Source organism: Chitinimonas naiadis (assembly GCF_054780835.1).
Genome location: NZ_BAAGVO010000004.1, coordinates 399505 through 424910, shown reverse-complemented (window position 1 = coordinate 424910; position 25406 = coordinate 399505). Strand labels below are relative to the sequence as shown.

23 protein-coding genes and 1 pseudogene are annotated in these 25406 nt (G+C 61.3%); 10 read left to right on the top strand and 14 right to left on the bottom strand.

The features are described from left to right. Positions 1-179: 179 nt before the first annotated feature. Positions 180-1640 (top strand): WS/DGAT/MGAT family O-acyltransferase, encoded by a 1461-nt coding sequence (locus tag ACYVHK_RS07885; protein WP_460529470.1) that lies wholly within the window; start codon positions 180-182, stop codon positions 1638-1640. Between the two features lie 103 nt (positions 1641-1743). Continuing rightward, a complete protein-coding gene (locus ACYVHK_RS07880) occupies positions 1744-2889 on the top strand; it encodes an aminotransferase-like domain-containing protein (protein WP_460529467.1) in 1146 nt (381 codons plus the stop codon). Between the two features lie 100 nt (positions 2890-2989). Here ACYVHK_RS07880 and ACYVHK_RS07875 read toward each other — a convergent pair whose 3' ends face one another. From ACYVHK_RS07875 to ACYVHK_RS07830, 10 genes are all read right to left on the bottom strand, one after another. Further along, on the bottom strand, positions 2990-3772 hold the full coding sequence (locus ACYVHK_RS07875) for a tetratricopeptide repeat protein (RefSeq protein WP_460529464.1): 783 nt from the start codon (positions 3770-3772) through the stop codon (positions 2990-2992). A 203-nt stretch (positions 3773-3975) separates the two neighbouring features. Further along, a complete protein-coding gene (locus ACYVHK_RS07870) occupies positions 3976-5907 on the bottom strand; it encodes a methyl-accepting chemotaxis protein (protein WP_460529461.1) in 1932 nt (643 codons plus the stop codon). A 294-nt stretch (positions 5908-6201) separates the two neighbouring features. Next, the gene (locus tag ACYVHK_RS07865; protein ID WP_460529458.1) at positions 6202-8001 is read right to left on the bottom strand and encodes an ABC transporter ATP-binding protein; all 1800 of its coding nucleotides are present in this window, start codon (positions 7999-8001) and stop codon (positions 6202-6204) included. Between the two features lie 106 nt (positions 8002-8107). Further along, on the bottom strand, positions 8108-9301 hold the full coding sequence (gene bamC / locus ACYVHK_RS07860) for an outer membrane protein assembly factor BamC (protein WP_460529455.1): 1194 nt from the start codon (positions 9299-9301) through the stop codon (positions 8108-8110). A gap of 13 nt (positions 9302-9314) precedes the next feature. Continuing rightward, positions 9315-10193: a 4-hydroxy-tetrahydrodipicolinate synthase family protein gene (gene dapA / locus ACYVHK_RS07855; protein ID WP_460529452.1), complete on the bottom strand. Its 879-nt coding sequence runs from the start codon at positions 10191-10193 to the stop codon at positions 9315-9317. Between the two features lie 213 nt (positions 10194-10406). Continuing rightward, a complete protein-coding gene (locus ACYVHK_RS07850; protein ID WP_460529449.1) occupies positions 10407-11063 on the bottom strand; it encodes a glycerophosphodiester phosphodiesterase in 657 nt (218 codons plus the stop codon). Between the two features lie 129 nt (positions 11064-11192). Next, positions 11193-11837, bottom strand: coding sequence for a glutathione S-transferase family protein (locus ACYVHK_RS07845; RefSeq protein ID WP_460529447.1), 645 nt, complete (start codon positions 11835-11837; stop codon positions 11193-11195). A 103-nt stretch (positions 11838-11940) separates the two neighbouring features. After that, positions 11941-12330 (bottom strand): rhodanese-like domain-containing protein, encoded by a 390-nt coding sequence (locus ACYVHK_RS07840; RefSeq protein WP_460529444.1) that lies wholly within the window; start codon positions 12328-12330, stop codon positions 11941-11943. A 95-nt stretch (positions 12331-12425) separates the two neighbouring features. Continuing rightward, on the bottom strand, positions 12426-12626 hold the full coding sequence (locus ACYVHK_RS07835) for a hypothetical protein (protein ID WP_460529441.1): 201 nt from the start codon (positions 12624-12626) through the stop codon (positions 12426-12428). Between the two features lie 25 nt (positions 12627-12651). After that, on the bottom strand, positions 12652-13047 hold the full coding sequence (locus ACYVHK_RS07830; RefSeq protein WP_460529438.1) for a DUF2917 domain-containing protein: 396 nt from the start codon (positions 13045-13047) through the stop codon (positions 12652-12654). 111 nt (positions 13048-13158) lie between these two features. On the opposite strand from ACYVHK_RS07830, the gene gcvA reads away from it, so the two are divergent. Then, positions 13159-14067 carry a transcriptional regulator GcvA gene (gcvA, locus tag ACYVHK_RS07825; protein WP_460529435.1) on the top strand — a complete coding sequence of 303 codons (909 nt, stop codon included), beginning with the start codon at positions 13159-13161 and terminating at the stop codon, positions 14065-14067. 35 nt (positions 14068-14102) lie between these two features. Beyond that, positions 14103-16289: a patatin-like phospholipase family protein gene (locus ACYVHK_RS07820; RefSeq protein WP_460529432.1), complete on the top strand. Its 2187-nt coding sequence runs from the start codon at positions 14103-14105 to the stop codon at positions 16287-16289. A 23-nt stretch (positions 16290-16312) separates the two neighbouring features. Here the strand turns inward: ACYVHK_RS07820 and ACYVHK_RS07815 are convergent, their stop codons facing one another. Continuing rightward, on the bottom strand, positions 16313-17272 hold the full coding sequence (locus ACYVHK_RS07815) for a LysR family transcriptional regulator (RefSeq protein ID WP_460529429.1): 960 nt from the start codon (positions 17270-17272) through the stop codon (positions 16313-16315). A gap of 165 nt (positions 17273-17437) precedes the next feature. Between ACYVHK_RS07815 and ACYVHK_RS07810 the strand changes: the two genes are divergently transcribed. After that, positions 17438-17929 (top strand): porin family protein, encoded by a 492-nt coding sequence (locus ACYVHK_RS07810; protein ID WP_460529426.1) that lies wholly within the window; start codon positions 17438-17440, stop codon positions 17927-17929. Between the two features lie 108 nt (positions 17930-18037). On the opposite strand, the gene mmsB is transcribed toward ACYVHK_RS07810, so the two are convergent. Both mmsB and ACYVHK_RS07800 read right to left on the bottom strand, forming a co-directional pair. Next, positions 18038-18952, bottom strand: a complete 915-nt coding sequence (gene mmsB / locus ACYVHK_RS07805) for an HIBADH family dehydrogenase (protein ID WP_460529423.1) — start codon at positions 18950-18952, stop codon at positions 18038-18040. An 11-nt stretch (positions 18953-18963) separates the two neighbouring features. Continuing rightward, a complete protein-coding gene (locus tag ACYVHK_RS07800; protein WP_460529420.1) occupies positions 18964-20460 on the bottom strand; it encodes a CoA-acylating methylmalonate-semialdehyde dehydrogenase in 1497 nt (498 codons plus the stop codon). A gap of 201 nt (positions 20461-20661) precedes the next feature. Between ACYVHK_RS07800 and ACYVHK_RS07795 the strand changes: the two genes are divergently transcribed. The 4 genes and pseudogenes from ACYVHK_RS07795 (at position 20662) to ACYVHK_RS07780 (ending at position 23219) form a co-directional block, all read left to right on the top strand. Next, positions 20662-21456 carry an SDR family oxidoreductase gene (locus ACYVHK_RS07795; RefSeq protein WP_460529417.1) on the top strand — a complete coding sequence of 265 codons (795 nt, stop codon included), beginning with the start codon at positions 20662-20664 and terminating at the stop codon, positions 21454-21456. Next, positions 21456-21623, top strand: a complete 168-nt coding sequence (locus tag ACYVHK_RS07790; RefSeq protein WP_460529414.1) for an SDR family NAD(P)-dependent oxidoreductase — start codon at positions 21456-21458, stop codon at positions 21621-21623. The genes ACYVHK_RS07795 and ACYVHK_RS07790 overlap by 1 nt, the downstream gene beginning before the upstream one ends. Next, positions 21586-22257, top strand: a pseudogene (locus ACYVHK_RS07785) (SDR family NAD(P)-dependent oxidoreductase); the annotation flags it as partial. The gene ACYVHK_RS07790 and the pseudogene ACYVHK_RS07785, both read left to right, overlap by 38 nt. A gap of 11 nt (positions 22258-22268) precedes the next feature. Then, positions 22269-23219: an alpha/beta hydrolase family protein gene (locus ACYVHK_RS07780; protein ID WP_460529411.1), complete on the top strand. Its 951-nt coding sequence runs from the start codon at positions 22269-22271 to the stop codon at positions 23217-23219. 4 nt (positions 23220-23223) lie between these two features. On the opposite strand, the gene ACYVHK_RS07775 is transcribed toward ACYVHK_RS07780, so the two are convergent. Further along, on the bottom strand, positions 23224-24444 hold the full coding sequence (locus tag ACYVHK_RS07775; protein ID WP_460529408.1) for a hypothetical protein: 1221 nt from the start codon (positions 24442-24444) through the stop codon (positions 23224-23226). Positions 24445-24598: 154 nt separating this feature from the next. Here ACYVHK_RS07775 and ACYVHK_RS07770 point away from each other — a divergent pair, with 154 nt between their 5' ends. Then, complete coding sequence (locus ACYVHK_RS07770) at positions 24599-25375, top strand: FIG domain-containing protein (RefSeq protein WP_460529405.1); 777 nt, start codon at positions 24599-24601, stop codon at positions 25373-25375. Positions 25376-25406: the final 31 nt, after the last annotated feature.

Genomic DNA, 25406 nt, shown 5'->3' with positions numbered 1-25406 from the left:
TCAGATGCAGTAAGGTCACTGTAAGTCCCGCCACAGCTGGCGGGCAGCGCCAAGCTGTGTTCTATAATCCTCCGGCAAGGCAGTCAAGCGAGCGGCCGTTTGGCTCGCCTACAACAACCAGAATCCATACACAGTGGGGAAATATGTTGTTGAATCTATTCGGTACGGGGCGGGAGGCGATGTCCGCGGTTGACACTGCCTGGTTGCGCATGGACAGGCCGACCAACCTGATGGTCATCACCGGCATCATGTTCTTTGAGGGCGATATCGACTACGAGCGCCTGCGTGTGGTGATGGAGCAACGCTTGCTCAAGCACAATCGCTTCAAGCAGCGGGTGGTACGCACTGGCACCAACGCCGCCTGGGAGGCGGACCCGGATTTCGACATCACCAACCATCTGCATCGGGTGGCCTTGCCCGGCCTCGCCGACAAGGCCGAGCTGGAAACCAAGGTCAATGAGCTGATATCCATACCCATGGATTTCTCCAAGCCGCTCTGGCAGTTCTATGTCGTCGAGAACTACCAGGGAGGCAGCGTGCTCGTCGCGCGCATCCACCATTGCATTGCCGATGGCATCGCGCTGATTCAGGTCCTGCTAGGCCTGACCGACAAGGAAGAGCAGGGCGCGAGTACCGCCGAGGCGAAAAAGCCGCGCTTTCTTGCCGACGAGCGAGAGCCCGATGATCCTTTCATGCGGCTCTACAAGCCGGTCGCCAAGGTCTACGCCGGCATGCTGAAAAGCTATGCCAAGGTGCTGGGTACCGGTTACGGGCTGATGAGTAATCCCGGCAAGCTGGCGGAATACACCCAGACCGGCATCGGCCTCGGCCAGGGACTGGCGCGACTCGCTGCCATGCCGGCCGACCCTCGCACCAAGTTCAAGGGCAAGCTGTCGACGACCAAGCGCATTGCCTGGTCGGAGTCCTTGCCCCTGCCGGAGGTCAAGCATGTCGGCAAGGCCTTGGGCTGCTCCATCAACGACGTACTGCTGTCCTGCGTGGCGGGTGCCTTGCGTGCCTATCTGCTGGAACGCGGCCAGAAGGTAGATGGCCTGACCATTCGCGCCTCGGTGCCGGTCAACCTGCGGCCTGAGAGCAAGCTCGACAAGCTCGGCAACTACTTTGGCCTGGTGTTCCTGCCCCTTCCGATCGGCGTGGCGAACCCTATCGAACGGGTCTACGAGGTCAAGCGGCGGATGGAGGAGATCAAGGGCGGCTACGATGCCATCATCACCCTGGGGCTCCTGAGCGTGGTCGGCTCGCTACCCAATATGATCGAACAGCCGGCGATCGAGTTCTTCAGCACCAAGTCCACTGCGGTGATGACCAATGTGCCGGGGCCGAAGGAGCCTATCTACATGGCGGGGGCCAAGGTACATGACCTGCAGTTCTGGGTGCCGCAATCTGGCGAGATCGGCATGGGGGTTTCTATTCTCTCGTACAACGATCGCGTCAATTTCGGGGTCATGACCGACAAGAAGCTGGTACCGGACCCGGCCCGTATCATCGAGGGCTTTGCCGCCGAATTTGAAAAGCTGGTCCTGGCAACACTGTTGAGCGTGCTTGATTGCCCACCGGACCCTGATCTGGCCGAATTGCACCTCGGCGTACTGCGCATGCAGGGGCAGGGAACACGCTGATACCGGTACGGTTATGGATCTCCAGGCGCGCGCTGTCCCTTGTGGCGGCGCGCGTTTTCATTCAGGGTGTCAGGGTTACGACCTCCCCAAAGAAATCCCCATAATGTTTTCTGAACGTATCAATCGTCTGCAAGGCTCCCTGGTACGCGAGATTCTCGCCGTTGCCAACCAGCCCGACATGATCTCCTTCGCCGGTGGCCTGCCTGCCCCGGAAGCGATGCCCAAGCTCGATTTCAACGGTTTGCCCGACAACTTGAGCCAATATGGCCCGAGCGAAGGCGAGAAGTGGCTGCGGGAAGCCGTCGCTGCCGAGATGAGCAAGAACGGCGTGTCAGTCACTGCCGACCAGATACTGGTCTTGACCGGCTCGCAACAAGGTCTCGACTTGTCGGCCAAGTTGTTTGTTGATGAAAACACCCCGGTCCTGGTTGAGGCGCCGACCTTCTTGGCTGCTGTGCAGTGTTTCAGCCTGTACGGTGCCCGCTTCATCGAAGTAGGTCTCACCCCGCAAGGTCCGGATCTGGAGCAGCTGGAACGCAAGCTGCGAGAAGAGCGTCCGCGCTTCGCCTACCTGATCCCCACCTTCCAGAATCCGTCGGGTGTCTGCTACGACGAAGCTACCCGCCAGCGCGTGGCGGACCTGTTCGACGAGTACAACGTTACCCTGCTGGAAGACGAACCCTACCGTGAACTGGTCTACGACGATTGCGATCGCGCGCCGATCTGCTCCCGTCTGAAGAAGGCCAAGTGGGTCCACTTCGGTACCTTCTCCAAGACCGCCATCCCCGGCCTGCGTGTGGCCTACCTGGCGTGTCACCCCGACCTGATGCCGCATTTCTACAAGCTCAAGCAAGCCGCCGACCTGCACACCAACCGTGCCGGTCAGTGGGCCATGCACAAGCTGCTGACCTCGGCCGAGTATCCTGAGCATATCGCTCGTCTGCGTGGTTTCTACCATCAGAAGCGCGACATCATGGCAGCCGCCCTGGACAAACATTTCCACGACATCGCCGACTGGACAGTGCCGCCTGGCGGCCTGTTCTTCTGGGTCAAGCTCAAGGCCAATATCGACAGCTACGGGCTCTTGCAGCCGGCGCTGGACCGCAAGGTCGCCTTCATGCCCGGCAAGCCCTTCTATGCCCAGGAGCGCGTGTCGAACGAGCTGCGGCTGAATTTCAGCCACGCCTCGCCGGAAAAGATCGAAGAAGGTGTCAAGACGCTGGCCGATGTGATTCGCGCTCATCTTTAAGCGCTGAGGCAGGGCTACAAGATAAAAGCCGCTCCAAGAGGAGCGGCTTTTATTTTTTCCGGGCAGGCATCGCGGTCTGACGCCTGCCGTGGCTTGAAGGTCAGTCGTCCGTCAGCTCCGACTTGGCAAATTCCACATCCAGCTTTTCCATGGCGTCCAGCGGTGTACTTTCCGCCGCATCCTCATAAAGCTTGGTGGCATCCTTGACCTTCTTGTTGCCGAACAGCGTCAGCAGGCCGTTGCCGTATTCGATATGGGCAATGGCCGAATGCGGGATCAACTCCAGCGCCTTCTGGTAGTGCGCTTCCGAGGCATCCTTGGAAACGCCATAAGTCAGCGATCCCACCATGCTGCCGACCTTGCCGATGATCTCGGCGTGGTAGGCGCCCAGCGCGATATGGGCCTCGGCGTGTTCGGGCGCCAGCGACAGGGTCTTGTCGAGGCTGGCCTTGCACTTGCCGGCAATGCCTTGGGCCAGCGCCTTGGCGATCGATATCGCCTGGCTGTAGCGGCCCAATGCATAGGCGTGCTGGTAGTGGGCATTGATATTGTGCGGATTCTCCTTGGCGGCGATCTCTGCGCGATCAGCGACCTCTTCGAACAGTTCCTTTTTTTCATCCTCGTCGTCCACCAGATAGGTGGCGTAGATCGACTGGGCCTTGTTCGCGGCATTCATGCCGGATGCCGTTTCGGCTTTCAGACCCAGCGCAACCGCATTCTGGAAGTCCCCGCGGTGATAGGCGCGCCAGGCTTCCTGGCTGGCTTCGTCTTCGGGCCAAGGCTCCTGGTCGCCGCCGTGCAGGCGCTCCCAGTGCTTCCAGAGTTTGTCGCCGGTGTAGTCGAAGGCTTTTGCGTCGTGAGGAAAGGCCGTCCAGTTGCTCATCGTTGTCTCCGCATGATTTGAGAACCTGCTTTTACGGTGTACGGCTACCGGTACAGGTTTGGGGCTTGCGGATCCATTATAGACAGGGGCTTGCCCGAGCCGGGCGATGGTGGTGAGGACGGTGGTCTGGCGTGGCAGAACAGCCACGGCGCTGCAGGAGAAAGCCCCCCGATCCGCCGTGACAGACTGCTTGTGCCATGCGTTTAAAGCCGGAAGCGACGCAGGGTTTCGTTGAGGTTCATGGCAACCTGATGCATTTCTTCCGCTTCCTTGGCGGCTTCGCGCGAGGCTTCCTCGTTCTGGCTGATCATCTGCGTGACGCGCTCGACGTTGATGGCAATCTCATTGCTGGCCTGGCTCTGTTCGCGCAAGGCGGTATTGATTTCGCTGCTGACACGCAGCACTTCGCCGGAGGCCGTCTCGATATGCTTGATCGCTTCACCGGCCTGATGGGCCAGTTCCACACCCTGGCTGACACGCGCCTGAGTCTGTTGCACGGTATGCGAGGTATTGTTGGCGCTGGCCTGGATCGCATCAATGGTTCGGGTGATCTCCTGGGTGGAGCTGGCAGTGCGCTCGGCTAGCTTGCGTACTTCATCGGCAACGACCGCAAAGCCACGGCCCTGCTCGCCGGCGCGCGCGGCCTCGATGGCGGCATTCAGGGCGAGCAGATTGGTCTGCTCGGCGACTTCCTTGATGACCTGAACCACGCTGAAGATCTGCCCGGTCTGCGAAGACAGTTCGGCGATCACGGTAGCGGTGTTGTCCACCTGGCCGGCAATGCCACGTATTTCTTCCACGGTCTGGTCGATGACACGCTCGCCTTCCTGCGACAGCTTGGCGCTCTGTTCGGTCGCCTGCAGTGCCGCCTGGGCGTTGCCGGTGATATGGCTGATGCTGACACTCAGTTCCTCCAGCGCAGCGGCCATGGTGGTAGTGGCATCGCTCTGTCGCGCGGAGCCGTCGGCAATCTGTTTCGAGGTGGCCGAGAAACGCTCCGCGATCTCGTTGACCTGGCCGGCTTCGCGCTGGATCTCGCTGACCATGTCGCGCAGCGAGGATTGCATGCGGGCCATCGCGGCCATCATGCTGCCTTGCGGTGCGTCATGCGCGTTCAATTGCGAGGACAGGTCGCCATCGGCAATCGCGCGGGCAGCCTTGACTGCAGCTTCCGGCTCACCTCCGATCGGCTTCAATACCAGCTTGCGCAGCAAGGCCAGCATGACCAGCAGCAGGATGACGGCCAGGGCGACGCCGCCGGCGAAGATCAACCATGCCCGCTGCCGTGCTGCGCCGTCGGCTTCGGCCGCCGGATACATGGCCACTACCTTGAAGTTCCAGGCGGGGAAATCCTGCTCGAATCGTACCCAGTCGGCCGGCTTGCCGGTCGCCAGTTCCTGTGCGGCCTTGTCGTCCTGACCTTCGGAGTGGAAGCGGACTTTGTCTTTGTCGTCCACTACCGCAATAAAGCCGCTTTGCATCAGCTTGGCGCGGCCCAGGGTTGCCTGCAGTGGCTGCAGGTCCACCTTGTAGCCGACATACCAGATGCCGGTCGTATTGCCGTCGGTGGCCTTGATCGGCTCGTAGCCGGTGATGTAAGGATTGCCAAGGATGTCCACCTGGCCGTAGAAGGGCTGGCCCTGCTTGATCGCTCCAATAGCGCGGCCCTTGGGGTCCAGTACGGTACCAATGGCGCGATTGCCATCCTTCTTGACCGTCGTGGAGATACGGACGAAGTCATCACCGGAGCGCGAGAAGAGGGTGGCGGTACCATCCATGATTTCGACCACACCATCGACCAGGCCAAACTGGTTGGCTTGCGCCTGGCTGCCCAACATCAAATCCGGCGTGCTCTTGTCCTTCACCGTCACGGCAGGGCCGGCAGTGGCCGGGCCGATTGCTTCACCGCGGTTCTTCAGCAGTTTCATCGAGGCTTTGACGCGAGCCTGCATCTGCTGGTCGATGATGCCGAGCTGGTCGACCAGGTTACCGATCTGTACCTGGGCTTGGGCTTTCGCCTGCTCATGGATCCAGCGACTTTCGGTACTGGCGAAGATCAAGGCGCTGCCCAGGATGACCGGCAGCAGCGTAAAGGAAATGGCCGCGATGACGCGGCCTTGCAGTGTGGCGAACATATTCGACCCTTATATACTCTATATCGTTCTTTGTAGCCGACTTAGGCTGCATGTCCCGATTCTTTGTAGAGCGGGGTCGGCTGCATTAGCAAACCATGAATTATGATCTATATCAACGTGTTGGATGAAATTTTCGTGTAAGTAAAAACCCTTGTTAACGCCTGTGGATATCCCCTACGTAGTCCTGTCGCCAGGAAGGGGGTACGGCTTAAGTCGGGTGCTGATCCACTTTGGATGCAGCTCGTTGAAGCAGCGATGGATCCTTGATCAGGATCCATACGGCCAATATCGGTTTCAGTGCACTTCCTCGTTTACCGGCGCATTCGCGCGCTCACCTGTTTGCAGTCGCCACAGTGCGGTGTAGCCGCCATTCATTGCAAGTAGCTCTTCATGGGTACCTGCTTCAATAATCTTGCCCCCTTCCATCAGGTAGATGCAATCAGCCTGCCGTATGGTGGAAAGGCGATGCGCGATCACGATGGTGGTGCGGTCACGGCTAACCACATCCAGGCTGCGCTGGATTGCCGCTTCGGTCTCGTTGTCCACGGCGCTGGTGGCCTCATCCAGAATCAGGATGGGCGGGTTCTTCAGAATGGCCCGGGCGAGGGCCAGTCGCTGGCGCTGTCCGCCGGATAGTTTCTGGCCGCGCTCTCCGACACGCGTCGCAAAGCCGAGCGCCAGCTTGTTGATGAACTCGGTGGATTCGGAGGCTTGCGCTGCCGCAGCGATCGCTTCATCACTGGCACCGCTCACGCCGTAGGCGATATTGTCGGCCACGGTGCCATCCGTCAGGAAGGTATCCTGTGCGACATAGCCGACGGCGCGTCGCAAATCCTGCAGGTTCAACTCGTCGATGGGCTGGCCATCCAGCAGGATGCTACCTTGCTGGGCGGAGTAGAAGCGCAGCAGCAGCTTGACCAGGGTGCTCTTGCCGGAACCGGTGCTGCCCACGAAGGCGACTGTCTTGCCGGCGGGAATCACGAGCTCAATGTTCTGCAGGGTGGGGCTGTCGCCATAGGAGAAGCCAACACGCTCGAACCGAAGCTCGCCCTTGACCTGGTCGACCGGAAAATGGCGACCCTCGTAGGGGATCTTGATCTCCGTATCGAGTAGCTTCATGCCACGATCGATGGCGGCAACCGAGCGCTGGTACATATCGGCGACTTCCGCCAGCCCGGTCAGCGGCCACAGCAAACGTTGGGTAAGGAAGACCAGTACGGAATAGGCTCCGACGGCCAGTTGGCCGTGCAGGGTGAGCCATCCACCGTATAGCAAGGTGGAGGTAAAGCCGGTCAGGATTGCCATGCGGATGACCGGCGTGATGGCGGAGCTGACGCGGATGGCGCGGGCGTTGGCCTGCCGATAGCCATTGCTGGCTTCTTCGATATGGGCAGCTTCGAAGTGTTCGGTAGCAAAGGCCTTGATGGTAGCCAGCCCCAACAGGTTGTTGTTGAGCCGGGCGCTGACATCACCTGCCGCTTCGCGCACCTCGGTATAGCGCGGCGCAAGCCGGTTCTGGAACCAGAAGGCGCCAAACAGGATGGCTGGTACCGGTAGCAGCGAGATCAGGGCGATGCTGGGTTGCAGGGCGAAGAACACTGCGCTGACCATGATGCTGGAGCAGAAGACCTGAATGATCTGGTTGGCGCCACCGTTGAGGAAGCGTTCCATCTGGTTGATGTCGTCGTTGAGGATGGACATCAGGTTGCCGGTGCGCTGGTTCTCGAAATAGGCCATTTCCAGCTTTTGCACGTGACGGTAGGCGTCCAGCCGCAAGTCATGCTGGATATCCTGCGCCAGCTGCCGCCATTTGACTTCGTACAGATACTGGAACAGCGATTCACCTCCCCAGATCACGACATTCAATACACCCAGCGCCAGCAGTTGCTGCCAGGTGTCGGTAATGCCCAGGCCGCCCAGTATGCGGGTGGCGAGAAAGCTCTGGTCGCCCTTAACGACCACGTCGACGGCCACCCCGATCAGCACTTCAGGCAGGATGTCGAAGAACTTGTTCAGTACCGAATAGGCGGTAGCGAGCCGGAAGTCGGCCTTGTAGGCCTGTGCATAGGCGTAAAGTCTTTTTATGGGGTGCATGGTCTGCGTTCTTGTGAGTATGGGGCGGCTTGGGTCGGTACGATTGAGCGGCTAAAACGAAACAGCCGCCGGATTGCTCGGGCGGCTGTTTGATGCAGGTACTGGCTTAACGCAGCTCGACCAGCAGTGGGTCGAGTACGGCATTGACGTTGGCATCCGGCAGCGCCGTGCCGTCCTTACCGCCAACCCGCACCATGGTGCGAGTGTCCTTGCCAGACAGAATGACCAGATACTCCGGTCCCTTCTGCTCTTCAGTCTTCTTGTCGGCGTCGCTCTTCCAGAATGCCAGCTTGCTCCAGAAGCTGCCGCCTTCTTCCTTGGCCTTCTGCATCACGCCGGGGCGGATATAGAAGATGCCGAGGGAGCGGTCGCGGTCGTTGATACTGTAGCCGGCACGTTCGAGGCCCAGGCCCACGCGACGCCATGCACGATCAAAGCTCTCTTCCAGCTGGATGGCGCGCTTGCCGTCGACCATCGTGGTCATGGTGGCGCGGCTGCTGCCAGCGGCACTGCTGGTCGGTGCATCCACATTGTCCGAGGGCTTGGCGGCGGCGGTTACGACCTTGCCGGCGACATCTGCGCTGATACCCAGGCGCACCAGCAGCTTCTTCAGCTGTTCAGCTTCGCGTTCCGGATCGGCCGGACTGACAGTCCAGCGCGTGTCTTCCTTGGCTGCGCCGACGAAGTTCTCTTCCATCGCCTTGTGGCTGATATAGATCTCGGTGCTGCCTTCTTCGGTCGCGCTGCGTTCGATGCGCATGCGGTACTGATCGACTTTGCCGGTGGAGTACAGCGTACCCAGGCCACGCTGGATGGCAGCACGGATGCCGCCGATCGGCAGGTCCGGACGCTCTTCCATCCAGTTGGTTTCCAGGATGCCGGCAGTCGGGCTGTCCACGGTCAGCGAGAAGCCTTGATCCAGCCAGAACTGGCGGGCTTGCGGCCAGACGGTCTCGGCCGGTGCGCTGACGACCAGCCAGCGCTGACCACCGGCGCTCTCCAGGCGGACGCGCTCAAGCTTGGGCAATACGGCACCGGTTTCCAGTGCCTTCTGGCCAGCAGCATTGAGGGTGATATTGCTAAGGCCGGGGATCACGTAGGCCAAGTTGCCTTCAGGTGCGGTCAGGTCCGGGGGTATTTCCAGCGGACGATTCTGGATAGCCTTGCGGGCCTGCGCGTATTCCGGGGTCTTGGGCTTGTCATCGTCGCCGAGAAAAGGCACTTTGAACGTGGTATTGGCGCAACCGGCAGCCAGCAACGCAACCGAGATGGCTGCCGCAGTACGGGTGGAACGAATCATGTCTGGGTAACCCTTAGATTTCGATACCGGCTTGCCGCATTGCGGCGCGCACCGGGGCTTCACTTGCAGGGGACAACGGGGTAAGCGGCAAGCGAATACCGTTGGGCATGAGGCCCATCTTGCTGACCGCCCATTTTGCGGGGATAGGGTTGGCTTCCACAAACAGATGCTTGTGCAGGCCTTGCAACTTGTCGTTGGCGGCACGTGCTGCGGCGATATCGCCACGCAACGCTGCGGCACACATCTCGCTCATCAACTTCGGCGCGACGTTGGCGGTGACCGAAATGACGCCATGGCCACCCATCAGCATAAAGGCCAAGGCGGTCGCATCGTCACCCGAATACAGGGCAAAGTCTTTTGGCGCGCGCAGGGCAAGGTCGGCCGCACGGCCGATATCACCGGTTGCTTCCTTCACGCCGACGATATTAGGGATGGAGGCAAGGCGCAGGATGGTGTCGTTGCTCATGTCCGCAACGGTACGACCGGGGACGTTGTACAGGATCATCGGGATCGCAACGGCTTCGGCAATCGCCTTGTAATGCTGGTACATGCCTTCCTGGGTCGGCTTGTTGTAGTAAGGCACAACCGACAGGGTCATGTCGGCACCGGCATCCTTGGCCTGTCGCGATAGTTCGATCGCTTCACGGGTGGAGTTCGCCCCGGTGCCTGCAATCACTTTCAGGCGGCCGCGCGCAGCAGCCACCGTGGCCTTGATCACGGCCACATGCTCTTCCACATCCACCGTGGCGGATTCGCCCGTGGTGCCAACGGCGACAATGCCAGCAGTACCTGCGGCAATATGAAACTCGACCAGCTTTTCGAGGCTGGCGAAATCGAGGCTGCCGTCCTCGAACATCGGGGTCACGATTGCGACCAGACTGCCGTTCAACATGATGAATATCCGTGGTGGGCGGAGAGAGATTAAAGAGCGGCGATTCTAACTGAATCGCCGGAGCCGATGTAGGGACTGCGACAGGCTATTTGAGTTCCTTGATGTACGGCAAGCGGATAAGCGCCCGACAGGCCCATCGCCCTGGCTGATGGCCGTGATCCGCTGTTGCAGCAAGGTTGCCGCAGGAAACTGGCCGCCCGCAGACTAAACCCGTCAGATCAGCCCTACATGACGGGGGTGGTCGGTAATGATGGCCTGGATGCCGAATTCACGCAGCAGGGCGTGCTCATAGGCCGTCTTGGCGCCATAGACCGCGTTGCGAAAGCCCAGCGCGTTCGCTTGGTGCAGGATATCTGGGTCGACGATTTCGCAATCCCATACCAGGGTGCGAAGGTTCTGATGGGGCAGGGCGGCATGCAGCAGGCTGTTGATGGCTGCGGGGCGATGTGCGCTCAGAAAGCCACACTCCACGTTCAGGAGTTCGGCCGCCGTCAGCACAATTTCGTGGCGAAACGAGGTAACCAGCAGATTGTGCGTGTCCTCGTAGTGACTCAATAGTGGCAGCGCCAGGCTGGCGGCTGCGGGCGTCTTGATCTCGATGTTCCAGTAGGTATGCGGAAAAGCGTTCAGGGCCTCGGTCAGTGTCGGCACCGTATAGCCGCAGACGTCCGACAGCTGCTTGCGGGTGAGGGCGGCAACCGGTTCGCCGTTCTTGGCGACCCGGTCATGAAACAGCACCGGCTCCTGGTCGGCGCTGACGCGTACGTCGGTTTCTATGCCCTCGAAGCCCAGCTTGAGCGCCGCCGCGAAGGCGTCGAGCGTGTTCTCGGGGTGATCGGCATGATGGCCGCGATGGGCGAGCAGATGCATGAAGTGCTCCGGCAAGTATTTTCGATAGTTTATGCAAACTGTCGTCGTTTGACTTGCCGGCTTGTCGGCAAATGGCGCGCCGCTCTGTTACCAGCCGTTTCCGTCATTGCGGTCCGGAAACATTCGGTACTAGACCCAGGGCTGTTGCAGGTCTTCTCTGGCAAATACCCGTTGTACGGCAGGGCGGGCGAGTACGCGTTGCAGCCAGGGGCCAAGGTGGGGGTAGTCGCGCGCCTTGTGGCCCTCGAAGTTGCGGGTCCAGCGGCACAGCATCATGGCGTAGGGGTCCAGCAGGCTGTAGCTCGATCCCTGCAGCCAGTCCTGACCATGGCTGGCGAGTTGCTGGTCCAGTTGCTCCAGCAGAAACAGTGTCTTGCTCTGGGCATGACGCTTGACCTGGGCGATGGCGTCGGGGCTTTCCGCCCAGCGGTGCGGGTAGAAGTAGACAACCAGGGCCTGCTGCAAGGTGGTGGACAGCCAGCTTAGCCACTTGTGGAAATGAGCCCGCTCGTCGCTGCCCAGGCTGGGTGCAAGCCCGGCGCCCGGATGCGTATCGACAAGATGCAGGCAGATGGCGGCGGTCTCGTACAGCACCAGTTCATCCTGCTCCAGCACCGGGATCAAACCGTTGGGATTGAGCTTGCGGTAGGCGGGTGAATCAAGCTCGCCGCCCTGAATGTCGATCTTGCGCAGCTCGAATGGCGTGCCTAGCTCCTCGAGCAGAATATGGGGGGCCATGCTGGCAGTGCTGGGCGAGTAGTGGAGTCGGATCATCGGTGTTTTCGAGCCTCTGGCTAAGGTCGGCATGGCCATGCTGCCAGCGCGTTGTGGATATGAAAAGGGCAGGCCGGCAGCCTGCCCTCGTTCTGGTGTGGCATCAACAACCGCAGGCGATGGCCTCTGGCTGTGTGCCGCGCAGGCCGGCAGTTGCCAGTCCGTCGCGCTTCCACCAGTCGAGCCCGCCCATAAGCTCCTTGACGGTAAAACCGAGCTGGGCGAGTTTCAGCGCGCCCTTGGTCGAAGCATTGCAGCCTATGCCATCGCAGTAGCTGACATAAAGCGCGGTGCGATCCAGGTGGGCGGTACTGACGCTGTCCATGGTGCGGTGTGGCAGGTTGATGGCACCGGGTAGGTGTTCCAGGGTGTAGGCCTCTGCGCTGCGGGCATCGATCACGACGACGCGGTCGCCGGCATCCAGCGCGACCTTCAGATCGGCCGCATCGATCTCATAGGCAAGCTTGGCGGCATAGTGGCTGATTTGATCCATGGCAATTCCTGAGAGGGCGAAAAGAGTGGCACACCCGGTCTTGTGGACCGGGCCTGGCCGGCAAGGTGGCGCTGCGCCACCGGGCGTGCTGGGAGTCAGGCCGGATTGGGCCTTGCCGCACTGGTCGGTGCGGCCGTGTTCGCTTGTTGTAGTGCTGGCTCTGCGGCACCGGAAAACAGGTCGGTGATCAGGCCAAGCACCAGCAACAGGGCGATGACGGCAAGCAGGACGGGTTCCAGTATGTCGTCGTAGTGGTGTGATGCGTCGGGATGCTGCTCTTCATAGGGGTGATCCATGATGACGCTCCTTGTATCGCCGCGCTCAGGCGCATTCGCATGGTGCTCCCGGGCTTGCCTTGCCGCGATGGCTTTGCGACCGATGTGCCGATGGCTTGACCAGCTGCGGCAGAACGCGATGGACTGCGACGTTGATCTGTCGTGCCAGGAGGGCAGCGTGCTTGCGCCACGCCATTGTGATCCCGGCGGCTTCCCTGGGCAGATATTGCAGCCGAGCGGCCTCGAGCGATTCGATCAGCAGGTGTCCATTGCTCCGGACCCGATGCTTCTCTCCCGCTGTCAGAAAAACATCAGGGCCACCTTCTTCCGTCAGCCAGAGATCGCCTTGTTCGCAGACCACCAGGTCGCCGCTTGTGCTGCGTACGCTCAGTACCTGATTTTGTGTCAGGCGATGTTCATATTCGATAAACTCATACAACATTTTGTGCTCCTTCCGCTGGTTGCCCGTAGGCTGGAATAGCCTGTTGCTGAGTTGAATTTTCAGGGCTTGGGCGAAACCGCACAATCGATGCTTTCTCATTGGAGTGTTGAATTGAATTCACTATTCGAGACGCCAGGAAAACTTCCCTCCTTGCCGGCATTACGGTCTTTCGAAGCGGTTGCCCGTACTGGCAGCGTGGCAAGGGCGGCAGCCGAGTTGTTTGTCACGCCTGGCGCGGTCAGTCATCAGGTCAAGGGGCTGGAGGAGCAACTGGGCTATGCCCTGTTTGTCCGGCAGGGGCGCGGACTGGCACTCACGGTGGAAGGGCGGCGGCTTGCTTCGACACTCAACCGCTTGCTGGTGGCAGTCAGCAACGAGCTGGACGCTATCCGCCGTGAGCGGGAGCGCCCCAAGCTCACGGTGACGGTATTGCCCTCATTCACCGCACGCTGGCTGACACCCAGGCTGGGCCGTTATATCGAGGCGAACCCGGAGGTCGAACTATGGGTGCAGTCCTCGAGGCAGGTTGAGTCGCTGGCCGAAGGCGGGATTGATCTCGCCATCCGGGTAGGGGCGGGCAACTGGCGCGGCGTGCATGCCGAACCTTTTTTCCAGGAGTACTTCCTGGTCGTCGCGAGCCCGAAGCTGGCTGGCGGATTACCACATCACCCTGCGGACTTGCTGGGGCGTCCCTTGCTGCGAGGCGAGGGCGAGCCCTGGAGGCCCTGGTTTGAACTGGTCGGGCTCGATTGGCCCGAGCCTAGCCAAGGGCTGGTGTTCAATGACTCCGGCGTGCTGGCGCAGGCGGCGGTCGAGGGGCAGGGGATTGCACTGGTCCGGCGCTCACTGGTGCGTGACGACCTGGCTGCGGGGCGCCTGGTACAGCTGTTCGAGACCACGCTTCCCTTCAACTGGTCGTACTGGCTGGTCACCCCGCAGCCGCCACCTCATCGACCGGTTTTGCAGACTTTCATACAGTGGCTGCAGGAGGAAATGCGCCTTTCACTGACAGACGGCTAGAATTGGCGCCTGTTTACCCAATTAGAAGCCAGTTCATGCGCCGCCTGCTACGTCCTGCTGCCTTGTCATTGTTACTGTTCTCTTCCGTGCTGCAGGCCGCCGAGCGTCCCCATGTGGCCTTGGTACTGGGGGGCGGTGGCGCTCGCGGGCTGGCCCATATTGGTGTGCTGAAGGTGCTGGAAGAAGCGCATATTCCGGTCGACTGCGTGGTGGGTACCAGCATGGGTGCGTTGGTCGGTGGCATCTATGCCAGTGGGCAATCGGCCAAGCAGGTCGAAGACAATGTCCGCGCAATCAACTGGGATGATGTGCTCAACGATGCGCCAGCCCGTCAGCAACGCAGTTACTCCGACAAGCAGGATGACTGGCTGAACCTGATGAACCTGGGGCTGGGGCTGTCCGATGATGGTCAGTTGCTCTTCCCCAAAGGTGCCATTGGTACCCAAAAGGTCGACCTGCTGATACACCAGTTGGTCAACAACGCCAGCCTGCCCAGTTTTGATGGCCTGCCCCTCCCGTACCGGGCGGTGGCAGCTGATCTGGAGACGGGTGACATGGTGGTACTGTCTCGCGGCGACCTTGCTGCCGCCATGCGTGCCAGCATGGCGGTACCCGGTGTATTCCCGCCGGTAGAACGGGATACCCGGGTATTGGTGGACGGCGGCATTGCCCGTAACTTGCCGGTCGACGTTGCCCGCGGATTGTGCGGTGACGTGGTGATTGCCGTCGACGTCAGCTCACCGTTGCTCACGCGCAAGCAAACCACCGATGCCTTGTCGATCTCTGACCAGACCGTGCGCGCCTTGATGCAGCGCAATGTGGACCAGCAGATTGCGCAACTGGGCAAGCGCGACATTCTGATTCGGCCGGAGCTGGGTACCTTGTCGCCGACCGCTTTCAATGCCGGGAGCAAGGCGGTAGAGGCGGGCGAACAGGCTGCCCTTGCCGTATTGCCGCAGTTGCAGGCGCTACGGGTGGATGAACCGACCTTTGCCAAGTGGCGTACCCAACTGGCGAGCCGTGAGTTCAAGCCAGGGCCGGTAAAGGCCGTGCTGGTGGAACCGACCCGCTTTGTGAATGCCGAGGTCGTCAAGGAAGTGCTGGATATCAAGCTTAACCAGCCGCTGGATTTGAAAGCCTTCAACCAGAAACTTGCCGCCGTTTACGCTCGTGGGGATTTTGACCAGATCGACTATCGGCTGCAGCCCGACCCACAAGGCGATACCTTGTTGCTGATCCCGCGCGAGAAACCGTGGGGGCCGGGCTATCTGGATCTGGGCCTGGGATTGAGAACCGATTTTGTCGATGACGCGGCCTTCTTGCTGACGGCGCAATATCGACGTAGTTGGCTCAATTCACTGGGTGGGGAATGGAAGACGCGTGCCTATCTTGGCAAGGCTCATGGCCTCACCAGCAGCTTTTACCAACCCCTGGTCCGTAATGGTGAGCTATTTGTGGCGGCAGACGTGGGTATCAGCAACGACGCTTTCCCGCTCTACCTGGATGGTGACCGGGTGGCGGATTACCGCCTGAGCAAGCGCACCGTTCGCTTTGATATCGGTTCCCTGTGGGGGCAATGGGGTGAAATGCGGGCAGGGGTGGAGCGTTCGCGCAGCAGGCTGAGCCGCGTCACTGGCGACCCGCGATTGCCGCAGGGCGCAGCAAACGACGGTGGCGTGACTTTCAGCTTGTCGTATGACCAACTCGATAGCGCCCGCTACCCTCGCGACGGTAGCTATGCTCGCTTCAACCTGTACCGCAACCTGTCGTCCTTCGGCGCGGAGGATGAATACACCACTGCCAAGCTGGACCTTAAACAGGCGGTCAAGGTGGGGGACTGGGCTGGCTTGCTCGGCCTAGTTTACGACTTCAGCAAGAACGCCACGATCAACGCCCAGCCCACCGCGGGTGGCTTGTTCAGGCTGTCGAGCTATGGGGCCAACGAGATAAGGGCCGATCGCATTGTTCGCGGCCAGTTCCGTCTCTCCAAGGATGTCACCAAGCTCGTTCCGCTATTTGGCACGGCCGGTTTTTGGGGGCTCTCGCTGGAGGCCGCGAAGTTATGGAACCCCGTGGATCCCACGCTGGACCGAGACGGTCTGCGCTATTCGGGGACCGTATTCGTGGGTAGCGATACCCGTCTTGGCCCCGCCTACTTTGGCATCGCCTATGGCGACAACCGCACTGGCCGGGTCTACCTCAGTATCAATGGGGACTTCTAGCACTGCTTGGCGGCGTTCGTTTATCAGAATGCCGGCACCGCGGCGATCGGAGCCATGGCCGAGGCTGCCAGCCAAGGGTCCTGGGTGGCTTCGCCCGAGAACTCGCGAAATCGGGCCAGGATGAAGTCGGCAGCCCCTCTGACCTTGGCCGACAGGAAACGTCGGCTGGGAAAGACCAAGCAGAGATCCAGCCTGCCGGCCCGCCACTCCGGCAATACACGGACCAGCTCACCCAGCCGCAGGGATTCGCTGGCGACATAGGAGGGCAGTATGGCTATGCCCATGCCGGCCACGGCACTGCTGCGCAGCACATCCTGGGTATTGCAGGAAAGTGCTGGCGCCGGCCAAGCGACCACCTCGACTTCATCCCGACCACGATAGAGCTTGTTGTCCAGCCAGTTACTGCTGGCCAGCAATTGATGGTGGGATAGATCGGTGACCTCCTTGGGCGCGGGTGTCCTGGCAAGGTAGCCGGGAGAGGCGCAAAGAATCAGGTCGGAGTAGGCGAGGCGGCGTGCAACCAGGCTGCTGGCGAGGCCCTGCTGCTCGAACAGCAAGGCCAGGTCGAAGCCTTCCTCGACCATGTCGACCGGGCGCGCTCCCAGGACCAGATCCACCTGCACTTCCGGGAACGCTGCCCGATAGGCAGGCAGGACCGGCACGATGTGGTGCTGGGCAAAGCTCAATGGCGCATAGGCGCGCAAGATGCCACGGGCCTCGGTCTGCCGGGCCGTCAGCATGGCGTCGGCTTCATGCACGGCTTCCAGTATGTCCTGGCAACGGGCGAGGTAGACCTTGCCGGCCTCGGTCAGTGACAGCTTGCGGGTCGTCCGCTGCATCAGCCGGGCGCCCAGCTCCGTTTCCAGTTCCGACACGATGATGGAGACCGAGGCCTTGGACAGGCCCATGGCTTCTGCCGCCCGGACAAAGCTGCCGGTCTCTGCGACCCGGACAAAGGTTTGCATGGCACGAAAACGATCCATGGCAAAAGTTCCTGGTTATTGTTTAGGAATTACAAACTATCTATTGAGATATTGAATATTTATCGCTGATTGGTCAAACGGCAGAATGCAAACCGTGGCAAGACAAGCAGTCGCCACAGCCGGCCGGAAGCCGGCCCTTTTGCAAACTCTACAGGAGTAAGAATGATGTCCATGACCAAACAGACCATTGCCCTGAGCGCCTTGATCGCCGGCCTGAGCGCTGTCCCGGCCATGGCCGACGATAGCGGTACCTATGTGTTCGGCCAGGCCACCCATGCCCGTGAACAAAAGGGCAATGAAAACATCAGCAATGGTATCGGCGCTGGCGTTGGCTACAAGTTCAACCAGAATTTTGCAGTGGAAGGTGGCTACACCGGCCTGAAGGACCATCACAATGGTTCGGCCGATGAAGCGGCCAATGTGCGTGCCGTCGGCATCCTGCCGGTGACGGACAAGGTGGATGTGTTCGGCAAGGCAGGCTTTGCCCGCACCGGCACCACCCTGGGTAGCGATGCCAAGGATGGCTTCACCTACGGCGTGGGTGCCAGCTACAAGCTGGACAAGAACTGGGCCCTGCGTGCCGACTACGATCGTCTGAAAGACAACGGTGAGCAGCGCATCAACGCTTACTCGGCAGGTGTGCAGTACAGCTTCTGATTACCTGGCTGAGATTGACGCAATTCATCGTAGTACCCTCTCCCTAAGCAGTAACTTGAAGCGCGCCTGACGGCGCGCTTTTTTTATGGCTCAAGTCGCTGGACGGGATTACATCCCTTCAAGACGCAGATGCGGTTCGTCTCCGGTCAGCAGGCGCTGGATGCTGGAGAAGTCGAGCTTGCCGTTACCTTGGCCGCTATGCAGCGCATACAGGTTGCGTGCCACGCCGCCCAGCAAGGCGTTGGACCTGCTGGCCAGGGCGGCCTCCATGGCCAGTCCCAGGTCCTTGAGCATCAGGTCCACGCCAAAGCCGCCTTCATAACCCCGGCTGGCGGGCACGCCTTCCATGACACCCGGCCAGGGGTTGTACTTTTCCAGACTCCAGTTGCCACCGGAGCTGACCCGCATGATGTCGCTCAATACCTTGGGGTCCAATCCATTGGCCACCCCCAGGCTCAGTGCCTCGGCGGTGCCGATCATATGGATGGCCAGCAGCATGTTGTTGCAGATCTTGGCAACCTGCCCGGCACCAGCATCCCCCGCGTGAAACAGGTGCTTGCCCATCTTCTCGAGTATGGGACGGGCGCGTTCGAGGTGAGTGGCATCGCCGCCGAGGATGAAGGTCAGCGTACCCGCGCTGGCGCCGGCTGTCCCGCCCGAGACCGGTGCGTCGAGCATGGCAATATCACGCGCCTTCGCCGCTGCATGTACCTTGCGGGCGGTGGCCGGTGCAATGGTGGAACACTCGAGCACCAGCGCCCCCGGCTTGATGGCGTTGATCAGCCGGCCTTCGCCCAGATACAGCGACTCCACATGCTGGCTGGCCGGCAGCATGCTGATGACGATGTCCGCTTCGGTCACCGCATGGATGGCATTGGGCGCCGCCGTCGCGCCCAGGGAAACGGCGGCTTCGACGGCCGCGGGAACCAGATCGAATACCTTGAGCTGATGACCCGCCTTGAGCAGGTTGGCTGCCATGGGGCCGCCCATATGGCCCAGGCCGATAAAGGCAATGTGCGACATGACAGTTCTCCCTAGCGCAAGGCGATGGTGGTATTGACGGGACCGGCGGTGGCTTCGTCATCAAACCAGCGAGCCGTGACGGTCTTGGTCTGGGTATAGAAGCGTACGACTTCCTTGCCGTAAGGCCCAAGGTCGCCCAGCTTGGAACCGCGTGAACCGGTAAAACTGAAGAAGGGAACGGGCACCGGGATGGGGACGTTGATGCCGACCTGGCCCACGTCGATATCGTGCTGGAAGGTGCGGGCTGCCGCACCACTCTGAGTAAAGATCGCGGTACCGTTGCCGTAGGGGTTGGCATTCACGAAAGCAATGGCGTCGGCGAGTGTCTCGACTTCGACCAGGCATAGCACCGGTCCGAAGATCTCCTCCTGGTAGATATGCATGTCGGCGGTGACGCCGGAGAAGATGGTCGGCCCGACAAAGTTGCCCTGCTCATAGCCAGGGACGACCGGCTTGCGGCCATCCAGCTCCAGCTTTGCGCCTTCCTCCTGACCGCGGCTGATCAAGCGCTCCACCCGGCCGAGTGCCTGGCGATTGATCAAGGGGCCGAGGTCGGCACCGGCTTCATGGCCGGCATTGACCTTCAGGGTACGGGCCTTGGCCACGATATCCGGTATCCATTCCTTGGCCTTGCCGACCAGCACCGCGACCGAGATGGCCATGCAACGCTGGCCTGCTGCGCCGAAAGCGGCCCCGACCAGGGCATTGAGAGTCTGTTCCTTGTTGGCATCGGGCAGGAACACCGCGTGGTTCTTGGCGCCCAGCATGGCTTGTACCCGCTTGCCATGCTCGCTACCGCGACGGTAGACATGGGTGCCGACCGCAACCGAACCGACAAAGGAGATCGCCTTGATATCCGGGTGGTCGCAGATGGCGTTGACGGCCTCGACGCCACCATGGACGACATTCAGTACGCCGGGGGGCAGGCCGGCCCGTTGAGCCAGTTCTGCCAGCAGCATGGGCGTCATCGGGTCCTGCTCGCTCGGTTTCAGGACAAAGGTATTGCCGGTGACACAGGCCATGGGGAACATCCACAAGGGAATCATGGCCGGGAAATTGAAAGGGGTGATGCCGGCACACACGCCCAGCGGCTGCCGGATCGCGTAGGTATCGACCCCGCCGGCGACGTTCTCGGCAAACTCGCCCATCTGCAGGCTGCCGACCGAGCAGGCGTGCTCGACCACTTCCAGCCCGCGGAATACATCACCCTTGGCATCGGCCAGGGTCTTGCCCTGCTCATGGGTCAGGGTGGTCGCCAGCATGTCCATATGCTCGCGGATCAGGGCCTGCAGACGCAGGAACACCCGTGCCCGTTCGGCAATCGACGTAGCGCGCCAGGCAGGGAAGGCCGCCTTGGCCGCAGCGACGGCCTGGTCGACCTCGGTTGTACCGCACATCGGTACACGGGCCAGCACCTCTTGGGTTGCCGGGTTGCTGACGTCTTGCCATTGCGCTGTGCTGGCCTCGATAAACCGGCCATTGATCAGCAGTTTCACGGTGGGGGTCATGTCTCGCTCCATATTGTGTTTTGCGGCAAGGACCTGCCCGGCGTGCTGAGCAGGTCATCACCGTTGTCGGCTTTTTAGCTGCTAATTGACGTTAACGTCAATGTAAATTGATGGCTGAAGTAACCGTAACGTTCAAGCCGCTACTGTCTTCGACTCGCTACTATGCGCGGTGTTGCAGCCATAACAAGACGGAGTGGACGAATGGATTACCAAGGCAAGGTAGTGTGGGTCACCGGTGCGACCAGTGGCATAGGTGAGGCCCTGGCGCTGGCTTTTGCAGCTCGTGGTGCCAAGCTGGTTTTATCGGCGCGTCGTGCTGACGAACTGGCCAGGGTAAAGGCGGCCTGCCAAAACCCTGAGCGGCATCTGATCGTGACATTGGACCTTGCCGATCCGGGCACCTTCGCGGCCAAGGTGGCCGAGGTTGAAGCGCACTTCGGCCACATCGACGTCCTCGTCAACAATGCTGGCCTGAGCCAGCGTTCCCTGGCCCGCGATACCCTGCTGTCGGTCGACCGGCATCTGATGGATGTGAACTACCTGGGGACGGTGGCCTTGAGCAAGGCGGTTCTGCCCGGCATGCTGGCTCGCCGCGATGGTCACTTGGTCACCATTACCAGCCTGGTTGGCAAGTTCGGCACGCCCATGCGCTCCAGCTACGCGGCCTCCAAGCATGCCTTGCATGGCTTCTTTGATTCCTTGCGTGCCGAGCTGTGGCGCGATGGGATACGGGTCAGCCTGGTGTGTCCAGGCTTCATTCGTACCAATATCACTTACAACGCCCTGGTCGGTGACGGCAGCCCCCAAGGCAAGATGGATCAGGCCCAGGCCCAGGGCATTGCACCGGCCGATTGCGCTCGCCGTATTCTGGCCGGGCTGGATCGCGGCCGCGATGAAATCTATGTCGCGCAATTGCGTGAACGGGTCGGCGTCTATCTCAAGCGCTTCCTGCCCGGGCTGTTTGCCCGTGTCGTGCGCAAGGCCAGGGTAACCTGATGGCGGCCGTGCCTTATCAGGACCAGGTGATCTGGATTACCGGCGCGTCCAGCGGGATTGGCGAGGCCCTGGCAAAGGCCATGGCCCGGCGCGGTGCCAGGCTCATCCTGACAGCTCCGCAACGAGCAGGCGCTGGAAAGGGTCAGGCAGTCTTGCCGGGGACCTGATCGCCATCTGGTGCTGCCGTTCGATGTAACCGATCACCGCGCCATGGCCGACGCGCTCACCAAGGCTGAGGCATGGTCAGGCGGATTGGACATGCTGGTGCTGAATGCCGGTGTGGCGCAACGCAGCGAGGCGAGGCACACCCCACTGGCCGTGGACCGTGCCTTGCTGGAGGTCAACTACCTGGCACCGGTGGCGTTGAGCAAGCTGGTGCTGCCGGGCATGCTGGCTCGTGGCGAGGGACAGCTGGTCGTCGTCAGCAGTGTCATGGGCAAGGTCGGTACGCCGCGCCGGACGGGCTACGCCGCTGCCAAGCATGCACTGCATGGTTACTTTGATTCGCTACGCGCTGAACTGTGGCCCGGGCCGATACGCATTACGCTGGTATGCCCCGGCTTTATCCAGACCGGTTTGCCGACAGCGGCCTTGCAGGCGGATGGTACGCCGCAGGGAAGGATGGATGCCTGGAACCGGCAGGGTTATCCAGTAGACCAATGTGCAGAAGATATCCTTCGCGGCCTGGAGCGCGGCCGTGACGAGTTCTGTGTCGGCGGTATGGAAACCTTGGCGGCCTGGTTGGGGCGGTGGATGCCAGGCCTGTACCGTCGCGTATTACGCAAAATACAAGTGAGCTGAGGAGAAGCGGCATGTTGCGTTGCCTGATGTTGTTGCTGGTATGCCTGAGCCTGCCGGTGAGTGCGGGAGAGTACCCGGCCGGTACCGCAGGCAAGGTCGACATCACGCTGGACAGTTGGCACGACCCCGCCCGGGATCGCGACATCCCGGTCAAGATCTATCGCCCTGAAGGCCCGGGTCCATTCCCCGTCGTGTTGTTCTCGCACGGCCTGGGTGGCTCGCGGGAAGGCGGCCGCTTGTGGGGTGCCTATTGGGCAGCGCACGGCTTGCTGGCCATCCATATGCAGCATCCTGGCAGTGACAAGGCCGTCTGGGAGAATGTTGCCGGTAGTCGGCTTGCTGCGCTGAAGGGGGCCGCGAATGCCCGCCAGTTGAAAGCCAGGACCGAGGACGTGCGCTTTGTGCTGGATGAACTGACCCGACGCCAGGTACGAGGCGATGCACTGGCAAGCGCGGCTGACCTGCGCCATATCGGGATGAGTGGGCACTCCTTTGGCGCGGTGACGACCCAGGCCGTAGCGGGTGAGCATTTTCCCTTGATCGGCACTCGCCTGAGCGAGCCGCGCATCACGGCATTCTGGGCATTCAGTCCCAGCGCACGGCGTGATCCAACGGAGAGTTTCGGCGATATCCAGCGGCCGTTCTTTTCAGCCACGGGGACCGAGGATGCCGATCAGCTCGGTACCGGACTGGTACCGACCGATCGGCAAAAGCCCTATGGGGGCATGCCGGCCGGCGATAAATACCTGCTGGTGCTGGAGGGGCGCAATCACATGTTTTTCAGTGGTGATCACCTTGCCGCCACCGATACGGTGGAAGCGCGGCAACAGGCACTGCTGATGCAGGCCAGCCTTGCGTTCTGGCGCATGACCTTGCTAGGTGACAAGCCGTCCCGGGCCTGGCTGAACGATATGGCCGGTCAGGAGGCCGCTGCCGCCCGCGCCACCTTGCAGAACAAGTAGGGGGTCAGGAGCCTGCCAGACCAGCTTCCAGTATTGCCTTGAGCTGTGCGGTAATGGCGCGGAGGCGGGCAGGGTCGTAGCCTTCGATCTTGGGCGTGTGGATGTGACCGATCGGCAGGCTCTGGAGTCCCAACTCGTCTCGCAACCGTACGGCCCGGTAGGAAATCTCGTTGCTGAGATAGCCACCACCACCGCCTTCGACCGCGGTCTTGCCGAACAAGGCGGCCATGCCGCCAGCGGCCAGGCGGGTGTCGGGCACGACCCTTACCCAGCGATTGTCGTTGACCTTGTACGGCCCTCGCACGCTTTGCATGGCCTGGACCGGCAAGGAAAACTCCACGAATTCTGGCCCGGCGATAGGCTGACCCTGCAGCAGGGGAGCGACCGGCTTGATGCGGGTGCCGCCGCTAAGAATGCCGAGATTGTCGGGCGCCGTTGCAGAGCGACGCCGTCCCGGAAAACGCTCCAGATCAAAATCGCTACGGCCCATGCTCACGGTTACCACCATATCGACCTGAGCTTCGCCTTTGCCGGTGATCGATGGTTGGCGCTGCTGTCGTGCTGCCTCCAGCCAGTCCTCGCTGATGGCGGTCGGCCTGGTCAGCCAGGGCGTAAGAAAGTGCTCGACCATGCCAGCGTCGAAGTCGGCATAGCGGACCGGAAACATCGCAGTCTCGATCCTTGCCCGCTGTCCCTTGACCTCGATCTCCATGCCGTCCAGCCAGAGTGCGCTCACGCCGGAGGGGTTGCTCTGGTCGAGATTCAGATCAAGGCGGAACGGGTCGAAACCCGTCAGCAGAATGCGCTTGATACGTCGATCCGGGTCGAATTGCACATCGTCCATGCCACGGCTGGCTTGCTCCAGCAAGGTAAGTGCGGCATCGCGATCGACAGGGAAGATGGGAAAGCCGGGCTTGCTGTCACGCACGGTCCGGCTCATGGCCAGCCGCGCCCAGTAGAGCGGCCGGTCATCCAGATCGGCGTTCTGCCGCAACTGTGCTTTGGCGCCAAGCCAGAGCCGGCGTCCGTATTCCCGTGCGATGCGCGCGGCGTCCCTGGCATCCTGGCTCTGTGCCCAGTCGTGGGCAAAATCAGCTTGCAGACCTTGGAAGGCCGCCGTGACTGTCGGCATTTTTGCGGCAGCTTGCGGCAAGCGTGCTTCCTCGGGTGTTTCGGCATGCACACAGATGGCAAGCAGCAGCGACAGCAGGGTAGGGCGAAGCACGGGTGAATTCTCCTTGAGCAGGGGCGCATTGTCGCCGTGCCGCATCTCGCGAGGCAAATTTCTGCCGCGACCCGATGCCAAGGTGATCTAGATGTGTATCACGCCGGTGTCATTCGCTTCGGCTAAGATGGCGTCCTTCATGCAAGGAGCCTCTATGACCCAAGCCGCCGATTTCCTGCCCATCGCCCTGCGTCTGGCCGACGCTGCCCGGGCTGCCATCCTGCCTTTCTATCGTTCGAAGCTGGAGATCGATGACAAACAGGACGCAAGCCCGGTTACCCTGGCTGATCGCGGTGCCGAACTGGCCATGCGTGCGATTCTGGAGGCGGAGCTGCCCGGGCACGGCATCATCGGCGAGGAATTCGGCCAGGTCAGGTCCGAGGCGGAATGGGTATGGGTGCTGGACCCGTTGGATGGTACGAAGAGCTTTATCGTCGGTCGCCCTACCTTCTGTACGCTGATCGGTCTGTTGCACCATGGCAAGCCGGTGCTCGGCATCATCGATCAACCGGTGCTGGCGGAGCGTTGGGTGGGTGGCGTCGGCCTGGGTACCACGCTGAATGACCAACCGGTCAGCGTGTCCGGCATTGCCGAACTGGCACTGGCGCGATTGGGCTCCACCGGGCCGCAATATCTGCCGGATGCGAGCGGTGCGGCATTCTCCGCGCTGCAGGCACGTTGCCGCTTTACCGTGTGGGGGGGCGATGCCTACCTGTATGCCTTGCTGGCCACCGGTGGTTACGACCTGGTCGTCGAGAGCGGGCTCAAGCTGCACGACTTTGCTGCCCTGGTGCCCGTGGTGCAGGGAGCCGGCGGCGTGATGACGGACTGGCAGGGCGGGGAGTTGAACCAGCACTCGCCTGGTCAGGTTCTGGTGGCCGCCAGCGCCAGCCTGCATGAGCAGGCTCGGCGGATACTGCAGGGCAACTAGATGACAAACAAAGGGGCGCCGGAAGCGCCCC